Genomic DNA, 10,971 nt, shown 5'->3' with positions numbered 1-10,971 from the left:
CGTGGCACCAGGATGTCAGCCGTACCCGGCTTGATGACATCTTCAGCAGTCACACGACCCAGAACGCGTTCACGCAGTGGCTCTTTAACGTCACCACCTTCGATAACCGGAGTCATCATGATGCCGTTGTGAGTGCCACAGTCGTCTTCGGTCACTACCAGGTCCTGCGCCACGTCAACCAGACGACGGGTCAGATAACCGGAGTTTGCCGTTTTCAGTGCGGTATCCGCCAAGCCTTTACGAGCACCGTGCGTGGAGATGAAGTACTGGAGTACGTTCAGACCTTCACGGAAGTTCGCAGTGATTGGCGTTTCGATGATGGAGCCATCTGGCTTGGCCATCAGGCCACGCATACCCGCCAACTGACGGATCTGAGCGGCAGAACCACGAGCACCGGAGTCGGCCATCATAAAGATGCTGTTGAAGGAAACTTGTTGTTCCACCACGCCGTCACGGTTAACCACGTCTTCAACCGACAGGTTTTCCATCATCGCTTTAGCAACACGTTCGTTCGCCGCAGCCCAGATATCGATCACTTTGTTGTAGCGTTCGCCCGCGGTAACCAGACCAGATTGGAACTGCTCCTGGATCTCGGCAACTTCGGTTTCCGCTTCTTCGATGATCTCTGCTTTCTTGGCTGGGATAACCATGTCATCGATACCTACGGATGCGCCTGAACGGGCAGCGTAAGCAAAACCGGTGTACATGATCTGGTCAGCGAAGATTACGGTCGGCTTCAGGCCCAGGATGCGGTAACAGGTGTTCAGCATCTTGGAGATCGCTTTCTTGCCCAGAGGCTGGTTAACGATCGAGTAAGGCAGACCTTGCGGTACGATCATCCACAGGATGGCGCGACCGATGGTGGTATCAATAATCGAAGTCTGGTGAACAGATTCACCTTCGGTATTCTTGATCTCTTCTGTAATACGCACTTTTACGCGTGCATGCAGAGAGGCCAGACCGGCGCGGTAAACGCGTTCAGCTTCTTTAGGACCCGTCAGAACCATGCCTTCGCCTTTGGCGTTAACACAGTCACGAGTCATATAGTACAGACCCAATACAACGTCCTGGGAAGGAACGATGATTGGCTCGCCGTTCGCTGGTGACAGGATGTTGTTGGTAGACATCATCAACGCACGCGCTTCCAGCTGGGCTTCCAGCGTCAACGGTACGTGAACAGCCATCTGGTCACCATCGAAGTCGGCGTTGTATGCCGCACAAACCAGCGGGTGCAGCTGGATCGCTTTACCTTCGATCAGAACCGGTTCAAACGCCTGGATACCCAAACGGTGCAGGGTTGGTGCACGGTTCAGCAGTACCGGGTGTTCGCGGATCACTTCGTCCAAGATATCCCAAACGACAGCTTCTTCGCGCTCAACCATTTTCTTGGCGGCTTTGATCGTGGTGGCCAGGCCACGCAGTTCCAGCTTGCCGTAGATGAACGGTTTGAACAGCTCCAGTGCCATTTTCTTCGGCAGACCGCACTGATGCAGACGCAGGTATGGACCTACGGTGATGACAGAACGACCAGAGTAGTCAACACGTTTACCCAACAGGTTCTGACGGAAACGACCCTGCTTACCTTTGATCATGTCGGCCAAAGATTTCAGAGGACGTTTGTTGGAACCGGTGATGGCACGACCGCGACGGCCGTTATCCAACAGGGCATCTACCGCTTCTTGCAACATACGCTTTTCGTTGCGCACGATGATGTCAGGCGCAGCCAGATCCAGCAGGCGTTTCAGACGGTTGTTACGGTTGATCACGCGGCGGTACAGATCGTTCAGATCTGAAGTCGCGAAACGGCCACCATCCAATGGAACCAATGGGCGCAGATCTGGCGGCAGTACCGGCAGCACGGTCAGGATCATCCACTCTGGCTTGTTACCAGATTGCACGAACGCTTCCAGCAGCTTGATACGCTTGGTCAGCTTCTTACGCTTGGTTTCGGAGTTGGTTTCGTTCAGCTCTTCACGCAGCTGCTCACACTCGGCTTCCAGATCCATGTTTTTCAACAGGGCCTGAATAGCTTCCGCACCCATCTTGGCGTCGAATTCGTCACCAAACTCTTCCAGCGCATCCAGATACTGCTCTTCAGTCAGGATCTGACGACGCTCGAGGTTGGTCATACCGCCTTCGACTACTACGTAGGATTCGAAGTACAGTACACGTTCGATGTCACGCAGCGGCATATCCAGCAGCAAACCGATGCGCGAAGGCAGCGATTTCAGGAACCAGATGTGCGCAGTTGGGGAAGCCAGTTCGATGTGGCCCATACGCTCACGGCGCACTTTGGTCTGGGTCACTTCAACGCCGCACTTCTCACAGATCACGCCGCGGTGTTTCAAGCGCTTGTACTTACCGCACAGGCACTCGTAATCTTTTACCGGCCCAAAGATACGGGCGCAGAAAAGGCCGTCACGCTCAGGTTTGAACGTACGGTAGTTAATGGTTTCCGGCTTTTTAACTTCACCGAACGACCATGAACGGATCATGTCTGGCGATGCCAGAGCAATCTTGATCGCATCAAACTCTTCGGTCTTAGTTTGCGCTTTCAGAAACTTCAATAAGTCTTTCACGGATTGGCTCCTGTCGGAGTTAAACCTGTTGGGCGCACGCTGACAAATCGTGCGCCCGTGTGACCTGAACAACCACCCTCTGGCTCCCTAAGGTCGGGAGCCAGAGCTGGAATGGCGATTAATCGCCTTCCAGTTCGATGTTGATACCCAGCGAGCGGATTTCTTTCAACAGTACGTTGAAGGACTCCGGCATGCCTGGTTCCATACGGTGATCGCCATCCACGATGTTTTTGTACATCTTGGTACGGCCGTTGACGTCATCCGACTTAACGGTAAGCATTTCCTGCAAGGTGTAAGCTGCGCCGTATGCTTCCAGCGCCCACACTTCCATCTCACCGAAGCGCTGACCACCGAATTGCGCCTTACCACCCAGCGGCTGCTGAGTAACCAAGCTGTAAGAACCGGTAGAACGCGCGTGCATCTTATCGTCAACCAAGTGGTTCAGTTTCAGCATGTACATATAGCCGACGGTTACCTGGCGCTCAAACTGCTCGCCGGTACGGCCATCAAACAGCGTAATCTGACCTGAGGTCGGGATACCGCCCATTTCCAGCAGTTGCTTGATTTCTGACTCTTTCGCACCATCGAAGACTGGCGTTGCAATCGGCATACCCTTTTTCAGGTTCTCTGCCAGACGCAAGACTTCGTCGTCGGTGAAGGTGTTCAGGTCAACTTTCTGGCAAACGCCGTCACCCAGATCGTAAGCCTTCTGGATGAATTCACGCAGCTTGGCCACTTCCTGGTGCTGCTTGAGCATTTGGTTGATCTTCTCACCAATGCCTTTCGCCGCCATACCCAGGTGAGTTTCCAGGATCTGACCGATGTTCATACGCGATGGAACGCCCAGCGGGTTCAGAACGATGTCAACCGGCGTACCGTTTTCATCGTAAGGCATATCTTCGATCGGGTTGATCTTGGAGATAACACCCTTGTTACCGTGGCGGCCTGCCATCTTGTCACCCGGTTGGATCTGACGCTTAACGGCCAGATACACCTTGACGATTTTCAGCACGCCTGGTGCCAGATCGTCGCCTTGGGTGATCTTACGACGCTTGGCATCCAGCTTCTTCTCGAAGTCGGATTTCAGTTCGTCGTACTGCTCTGCCAGCTGTTCCAGCTGGTTTTGCTTGTCTTCGTCGGTCAGGCCCAGTTCCAACCAGCGATCGCGTGGCAGTTTGCTCAGCTTCTCGGCTTCGATACCACCAGAAACCAGTACCGCGTGGATACGAGCGAACAGGCCAGCTTCCAGGATCTGCAGCTCTTCAGTCAGGTCTTTCTTCGCCTGCTTCAGCTGCATCTCTTCGATTTCCAACGCACGCTTGTCTTTGTCCACGCCATCGCGGGTAAAGACCTGCACGTCGATAACCGTACCGGAAACGCCGTTTGGTACGCGCAGAGAAGAGTCTTTAACGTCAGACGCTTTCTCACCGAAGATCGCACGCAGCAGCTTCTCTTCTGGCGTCAGCTGGGTTTCACCTTTCGGCGTTACCTTACCCACCAGAATGTCGCCACCGGTCACTTCTGCACCGATATACACGATACCGGATTCATCCAGCTTGGAGAGCGCTGCTTCACCCACGTTAGGGATGTCGGCGGTGATCTCTTCCGGCCCCAGTTTGGTGTCACGAGACACGCAAGCCAGTTCCTGAATATGGATGGTGGTGAAGCGATCTTCCTGTACTACACGCTCGGAGACCAAGATGGAGTCTTCGAAGTTGTAGCCGTTCCAAGGCATAAACGCGACGCGCATGTTCTGACCCAATGCCAGTTCACCCAGGTCTGTAGACGGGCCATCTGCCAGCACGTCGCCGCGCTCGATTGGCTCACCCAGATTCACACAAGGCATCTGGTTGATACAGGTGTTCTGGTTAGAACGGGTGTACTTGGTCAGGTTATAAATATCGATACCTGCTTCGCCCGGGTACATCTCGTCTTCGTTAACTTTGATAACGATACGGGAAGCATCCACGTACTGGATCACACCACCACGTTTGGCTACGGCTGTAACACCGGAGTCAACCGCTACGGCACGTTCCATACCGGTACCTACCAGCGGCTTGTCAGCACACAGGGTTGGCACCGCTTGACGTTGCATGTTCGCACCCATCAATGCACGGTTGGCGTCATCGTGTTCCAGGAATGGGATCAATGAAGCACCAACAGAAACAACCTGCTGGGTTGATACGTCCATATAGTCAACCTGGTCGCGGCTAAACAGGCTTGATTCGCCTTTGCTACGACAGGTAACCAGGTCTTCTTCAAAGCGGCCTTCTTCGTCCAGGTTGGAGTTCGCCTGAGCGATAACGAAGTTGCCTTCTTCAATAGCAGACAGATAGTTGATTTCATCCGTCACCACGCCGTCACGCACGCGGCGGTACGGGGTTTCCAGGAAGCCATACTCGTTGGTCTGTGCGTACACGGACAAGGAGTTGATCAGACCGATGTTTGGACCTTCCGGCGTTTCGATTGGGCACACACGACCGTAGTGAGTCGGGTGTACGTCTCGAACTTCAAAGCCGGCACGTTCACGGGTCAGACCGCCTGGACCCAATGCAGAGATACGACGCTTGTGCGTGATCTCGGACAACGGGTTGTTCTGGTCCATAAACTGGGACAGTTGGCTTGAACCGAAGAACTCTTTCACCGCCGCCGAAATTGGCTTGGCGTTGATCATGTCCTGAGGCATCAGGGTATCCAGATCGCCCAGGGACAGACGTTCTTTCACCGCACGCTCAACACGTACCAGACCGACACGGAACTGGTTCTCGGCCATTTCGCCAACGGAACGGATACGACGGTTGCCCAAGTGGTCGATATCGTCCACTTCGCCTTTACCGTTACGGATATCGATGAGCTTCTTCATCACTTCGATGATGTCGTCTTTGCTCAGGATGCCCGAACCTTCGATCTCGTCACGCAGCAGAGAACGGTTGAACTTCATCCGGCCAACCGCAGACAGATCGTAGCGGTCTTCAGAGAAGAACAGGTTCTCGAACAGGCTTTCCGCCGCTTCACGCGTTGGTGGCTCACCAGGGCGCATCATGCGGTAGATTTCTACCAGAGCGCTCAGACGATCGCTGGTTGGGTCGACACGTACGGTTTCAGAGATGTACGCACCGTGATCCAGATCGTTGGTGAACAGCGTTTCGATACGCTTGTGGCCTGACTGGCTCAGCTTGGCCAACAGATCCAGTGACAGCTCCATGTTGGCTGCACAGATCAGTTCGCCGGTATTGGTATCGATATAGTCCTTCGCGACCACTTTGCCCGCGATGTACTCAACCGGTACTTCAATACTGCGAATTTCGTCTTTTTCGAGCTGACGGATATGACGAGCGGTGATACGGCGTGCTTTCTCAACGTAGATCTTACCGTTGGCTTCGATATCGAAGGACGCAGTTTCACCACGCAGACGCTCTGGAACCAGCTCCATCTGCAGCTTGTTATCACGGATCTCGAAAACAATTTTTTCAAAGAACAGGTCAAGGATCTGCTCAGTGGTGTAGCTCAGCGCGCGCAGAATAATGGTCGCAGGCAGTTTGCGGCGACGGTCGATACGCACGAACAGGTTGTCTTTCGGGTCAAACTCGAAATCCAGCCATGAGCCACGGTAAGGGATGATACGTGCGTTATACAGCACTTTGCCCGAGGAGTGGGTTTTGCCCTTATCGCTGTCGAAGAACACACCAGGACTACGATGCAGCTGGGATACGATAACCCTCTCAGTACCGTTAATTACAAAGGTACCGTTTTCGGTCATGAGCGGAATTTCGCCCATATAGACTTCTTGTTCCTTGATGTCTTTGACCGTACCTTCTGGTGCTTCACGTTCGTAGATAACCAGGCGCAGTTTTACGCGCAGCGGTGCAGAGTACGTCACACCACGGATCTGGCACTCTTTAACGTCAAACACCGGCTCACCAAGACGGTAGCTAACGTATTGCAGCTCCGAATTGCCACTGTAGCTCTGGATAGGGAAAACAGAACGGAATGCGGCTTCTAAGCCGTACTGCCCTTCTGGATCTTGCTCGATAAATTTCTGGAACGAGTCAAGCTGGATAGAAAGGAGATAAGGTATGTCCAAAACTTGTGGACGCTTACCAAAATCCTTACGAATACGTTTCTTCTCGGTATAGGAGTAAACCATAGGGTTCCTCAGCTCGCTGGAAAGTCGAACCTATCTGTCCGTCCGGATAGGGGACGGTTCATGCAACACCGTTTTGTTGACCGGAAAGCGAAACACTTTCCGCAATACTCGTTTCTATCACGCTTAAATCATTTCATTGCCGTGGCGGCAGATTCGGCTGCGGCGCAGAGGGCAGTATATTAAGTCGTCGATAGAAAGAAATATTGGGGTTAGCCAGTAGTCAAACAGTGTGAAACTCTACTGACGCCCTACAGCGCAAAAAGGCTGGTGACCAAAAAGTCACCAGCCATCAGTCTGTTAGTTAAAACAGACTGCACTCCAAAAGCAGTGGCTTATTTAACTTCAACTTCAGCGCCAGCTTCTTCCAGAGCTTTTTTCAGTGCTTCAGCGTCGTCTTTGCTGATGCCTTCTTTCAGAACTGCTGGTGCAGACTCAACCAGGTCTTTAGCTTCTTTCAGACCCAGGCCAGTTGCGCCACGTACTGCTTTGATTACTGCAACTTTGTTCGCGCCGATACCTTTCAGTACAACGTCGAATTCAGTTTTTTCTTCAGCAGCTTCAACAGCAGCAGCAGGACCTGCAGCTACAGCAGCAGCAGAAACACCGAACTTCTCTTCCATAGCGGCGATCAGTTCAACGATTTCCATTACAGACAGGGCTGCAACGCCTTCGATAATTTGGTCTTTAGTGATAGACATAACAAAAGTTCCTAAAATTCAGAAATAGTTTAAATACGTAAGCAAAGGCTAAGAAAGAGACAGGCTTATGCCGCTTCTTTCTGATCGCGTACTGCAGCCAGAGTGCGAACCAATTTGCCGGCAGCGGCTTCTTTCATGGTTGCCATCAGGCGTGCGATTGCTTCATCGTAAGTAGGCAGCGTTGCCAAGCGGTCAATTTGTGCCGCAGGGATCAGCTCACCTTCAAAGGCCGCAGCTTTAACCTCAAATTTTGCATTCGCTTTCGCGAACTCTTTGAACAGACGAGCAGCAGCGCCCGGGTGTTCGGTAGAGAATGCAATCAAGGTAGGACCGACAAACGTGTCTTTCAGGCATTCGAACGGAGTGCCTTCAACTACGCGACGCATCAAGGTGTTACGAACAACACGCATGTAAACGCCAGCTTCACGACCTGCTCTACGCAGTTCAGTCATTTTATCAACGGTAACGCCACGAGAATCCGCAACTACCGCAGACAGCGCGCCTTTGGCTACTTCGTTGACTTCAGCAACAATCGCTTGTTTGTCTTGAAGATTTAATGCCATTAGCTTTTTGCTCCTGGATTTAGCCGGGGAAAATCCCCGGAACTCACTTCACTCAACACCTTTGTGTAAACACGCGCTGTTGAGCGGCTTAACACGGTGAGCAGAATCCAGCAAAGACCATTCTTTTTAAAAAAGAAAAAATTTCTTTAGGCTCTGTCACCGTCTACGCAGGAAGGATTAAGTGCCTTGCGGCACACCTGCGGTCTTGGACGGAGGCCTGGATAGGCCAGGCTCCAACCGAAAAATTTGTTGTTCCGCATACAGCAGAACCTTGGGGGATAAGATTCTAGATGAATCCCACCCCCAAGTCAAAGCGATAATCGCAGTGCGATTAGTTCGCTACAGCAGTCAAGCCGCTTTGATCGATAGCAACGCCAGCACCCATGGTGGTGGAGAGGCTAACTTTCTTGATGTACACGCCTTTCGCCTGAGATGGTTTGGCTTTTTTCAGCGCAACCAGCAGAGACTCCAGGTTTTCCTTCAGCTTGTCTGTGTCGAAATCAACCTTACCGATCGTGGTATGGATGATACCGTTTTTGTCGTTACGATAACGAACCTGACCTGCTTTAGCGTTTTTCACTGCTTCAGCAACGTTAGGGGTAACGGTACCCACTTTCGGGTTAGGCATCAGACCACGTGGACCCAGAACCTGGCCCAGTTGACCTACAACGCGCATTGCATCCGGGGAAGCAATAACCACGTCGAAGTTCATCTCGCCTTTCTTGATCTGGTCAGCCAGGTCTTCCATACCTACCAGCTCTGCGCCTGCAGCTTTAGCAGCTTCAGCGTTAGGGCCCTGGGCAAATACGGCAACGCGAACGGAACGACCGGTGCCGTGTGGCAGAACGGTAGCACCACGTACGTTTTGGTCTGATTTACGAGCGTCGATGCCGAGGTTAACAGCAACGTCAACGCTTTCTACGAATTTAGCGGTGGCCAGCTCTTTCAGCAGAGCAACAGCTTCGAGGATGTCATACTGTTTAGTAGCATCAACTTTGTCACGGATCACGCGCATGCGCTTGGTCAGCTTAGCCATTTCTTAATCCTCCACTACCAGGCCCATGGAACGAGCAGTACCTTCGATGGAGCGAATCATCGCTTCAACGTCAGAACCAGTCATGTCCGCAGCTTTGGTTTCTGCGATTTCACGTACCTGTGCACTAGTCACTTTGCCGACTTTTTCTTTGTTCGGCTTGCCGGAACCAGATTTAACACCAGCCGCTTTCTTCAGCAGAACTGCTGCCGGCGGGGTTTTGGTTACGAAAGTGAAGGAGCGATCAGAATAAACGGTAATAACAACCGGGATCGGCAGGCCTTTCTCAACGCTGTCAGTCTTAGCGTTAAATGCCTTACAGAATTCCATGATGTTAACACCTTGCTGACCCAGAGCTGGACCAACTGGTGGACTTGGGTTAGCCATACCGGCTGCAACTTGCAGCTTAACGTAGGCTTGTACTTTCTTGGCCATTGAAATTTCCTCGTTTGGGTAATATCGCCTCCTGAGAGGCTCCCCGTGTTTCGTCCCACAGCAAGAGCAAGACATCTAAAAACAAAAGGCGCGAAATTATAGTTCAATTTCGCGCCTCTGACAAGCCACAAATCCGCTCGCCTTGCTGATTATTCGATCAGCCTTTTTCTACCTGGCTAAAGTCCAGTTCCACCGGCGTTGCACGGCCAAAGATGGAGACAGACACTTTCAGGCGGCTCTTCTCGTAGTCCACTTCTTCAACGACACCGTTAAAGTCAGCAAATGGACCATCGTTGACGCGCACCAGTTCACCCGGCTCGAACAGCGTTTTCGGACGTGGTTTATCACCAGCCTGCTGCAGGCGGTTCATAATGGCGTCCACTTCTTTATCGCTGATCGGTGCAGGACGATCGGAAGTTCCACCGATGAAGCCCATAACACGAGGAACACTGCGCACCAGGTGCCAGCTGGCGTCATTCATCACCATCTGAACCAGTACATAGCCAGGGAAGAATTTACGCTCACTCTTACGACGTAGACCACCACGGATCTCCACCACTTCTTCGGTAGGAACCATGACTTCGCCGAACAGCTCTTCCATATCGTGCAGTTTGATATGTTCACGCAGCGATTGAGCTACGCGACCTTCAAAACCGGAAAACGCCTGAACGACGTACCAGCGTTTTTTTGGGGCTTCAGACATTTTAGAACCTCAGGCCAGTAATAAACGATACCAGACGGACCAATATACCATCCAGGCCCCACAGAATCAGTGACATCACGGCGGTTACCGCGGCAACGATCAACGTGGTGTGTAACGTTTCCTGACGAGTTGGCCAGATCACTTTACGTACTTCAGTACGCGCTTCGCGCGCAAACGCAACGGTGGCTTTGCCTTTAACGGTCATCAATGCCACTGCACCAGCAATGGCAATAACCACGACAACGGCCAACGCACGCAGCGGCAGGCTGAAATCACGGTAGTAATAGTTACCGACGATAGCCACAACCAACAGAACGGCGACGATTGACCACTTGGCCGCTTCTAGGCCGCGCCCGCTCCCTTGAGCCTCGGTATTCGCACTCATAAACCAACCTGTCACTAATGATTCGAACAAACAACTTTGCCTCGCAATGCGAGGCAAACCAAACCGAACAGATGCCGCTTGGCAGCATCCCGGTGTTTTACGCCATGACGTATTTCAGTCAATACCGTTTAAAAGAGCCCATCTCACCAATGATTATGACTGCAAAATCGCTGATGAGATAGGTTCTAGTTCACAGCGTATAAAAAGGGCATCAAATGATGCCCTTTTATCACATGTCGCGTCAAATATTATCCGCGATTAAGCGATAACTTTAGCAACAACGCCCGCACCTACAGTACGGCCGCCTTCACGGATTGCGAAACGCAAGCCTTGATCCATAGCGATTGGGTGGATCAGGGTAACAACCATGTTCACGTTATCGCCTGGCATTACCATCTCAACGCCTTCTGGCAGTTCGATGGTACCGG

At 52.2% G+C, this 10,971-nt stretch carries 8 protein-coding genes and 1 pseudogene; all 9 read right to left on the bottom strand.

Features of this window, described 5'->3' with window-relative positions; genetic code table 11:
• Positions 1–2,579 (bottom strand): DNA-directed RNA polymerase subunit beta' (rpoC, locus tag ACLQ7H_RS04040; RefSeq protein ID WP_411751556.1); only part of this gene is annotated, 2,579 nt, incomplete at its 3' end.
• A 118-nt stretch (positions 2,580–2,697) separates the two neighbouring features.
• Positions 2,698–6,726, bottom strand: coding sequence for a DNA-directed RNA polymerase subunit beta (gene rpoB / locus ACLQ7H_RS04035; protein WP_411751555.1), 4,029 nt, complete (start codon positions 6,724–6,726; stop codon positions 2,698–2,700).
• A gap of 332 nt (positions 6,727–7,058) precedes the next feature.
• A complete protein-coding gene (gene rplL, locus ACLQ7H_RS04030) occupies positions 7,059–7,424 on the bottom strand; it encodes a 50S ribosomal protein L7/L12 (protein ID WP_411751554.1) in 366 nt (121 codons plus the stop codon).
• Positions 7,425–7,489: 65 nt separating this feature from the next.
• The gene (gene rplJ / locus ACLQ7H_RS04025; protein ID WP_411751553.1) at positions 7,490–7,987 is read right to left on the bottom strand and encodes a 50S ribosomal protein L10; all 498 of its coding nucleotides are present in this window, start codon (positions 7,985–7,987) and stop codon (positions 7,490–7,492) included.
• A 331-nt stretch (positions 7,988–8,318) separates the two neighbouring features.
• Positions 8,319–9,023 carry a 50S ribosomal protein L1 gene (gene rplA / locus ACLQ7H_RS04020; RefSeq protein ID WP_024485330.1) on the bottom strand — a complete coding sequence of 235 codons (705 nt, stop codon included), beginning with the start codon at positions 9,021–9,023 and terminating at the stop codon, positions 8,319–8,321.
• Positions 9,024–9,026: 3 nt separating this feature from the next.
• On the bottom strand, positions 9,027–9,455 hold the full coding sequence (gene rplK / locus ACLQ7H_RS04015) for a 50S ribosomal protein L11 (protein ID WP_024485331.1): 429 nt from the start codon (positions 9,453–9,455) through the stop codon (positions 9,027–9,029).
• A gap of 157 nt (positions 9,456–9,612) precedes the next feature.
• On the bottom strand, positions 9,613–10,158 hold the full coding sequence (gene nusG / locus ACLQ7H_RS04010; protein ID WP_025121547.1) for a transcription termination/antitermination protein NusG: 546 nt from the start codon (positions 10,156–10,158) through the stop codon (positions 9,613–9,615).
• A 1-nt stretch (position 10,159) separates the two neighbouring features.
• Positions 10,160–10,543 (bottom strand): preprotein translocase subunit SecE, encoded by a 384-nt coding sequence (gene secE / locus ACLQ7H_RS04005; RefSeq protein WP_411751552.1) that lies wholly within the window; start codon positions 10,541–10,543, stop codon positions 10,160–10,162.
• 258 nt (positions 10,544–10,801) lie between these two features.
• Positions 10,802–10,971, bottom strand: a pseudogene (gene tuf / locus ACLQ7H_RS04000) (elongation factor Tu); the annotation flags it as partial.

It is taken from the genome of Serratia sp. (in: enterobacteria) (assembly GCF_046715635.1).
In the GTDB taxonomy this organism is placed as follows: domain Bacteria; phylum Pseudomonadota; class Gammaproteobacteria; order Enterobacterales; family Enterobacteriaceae; genus Chania.
This window is presented reverse-complemented; position numbering and strand designations above follow the sequence as displayed.

Excerpts from the sequence above, each read along its gene's own strand:
- secE (WP_411751552.1), bottom strand. The coding sequence starts at position 10,543 with ATGAGTGCGAATACCGAGGCTCAAGGGAGCGGGCGCGGCCTAGAAGCG.
- rplJ (WP_411751553.1), bottom strand. The coding sequence starts at position 7,987 with ATGGCATTAAATCTTCAAGACAAACAAGCGATTGTTGCTGAAGTCAAC.
- rplK (WP_024485331.1), bottom strand. The coding sequence starts at position 9,455 with ATGGCCAAGAAAGTACAAGCCTACGTTAAGCTGCAAGTTGCAGCCGGT.
- rplL (WP_411751554.1), bottom strand. The coding sequence starts at position 7,424 with ATGTCTATCACTAAAGACCAAATTATCGAAGGCGTTGCAGCCCTGTCT.
- rpoB (WP_411751555.1), bottom strand. The coding sequence starts at position 6,726 with ATGGTTTACTCCTATACCGAGAAGAAACGTATTCGTAAGGATTTTGGT.
- nusG (WP_025121547.1), bottom strand. The coding sequence starts at position 10,158 with ATGTCTGAAGCCCCAAAAAAACGCTGGTACGTCGTTCAGGCGTTTTCC.
- rplA (WP_024485330.1), bottom strand. The coding sequence starts at position 9,023 with ATGGCTAAGCTGACCAAGCGCATGCGCGTGATCCGTGACAAAGTTGAT.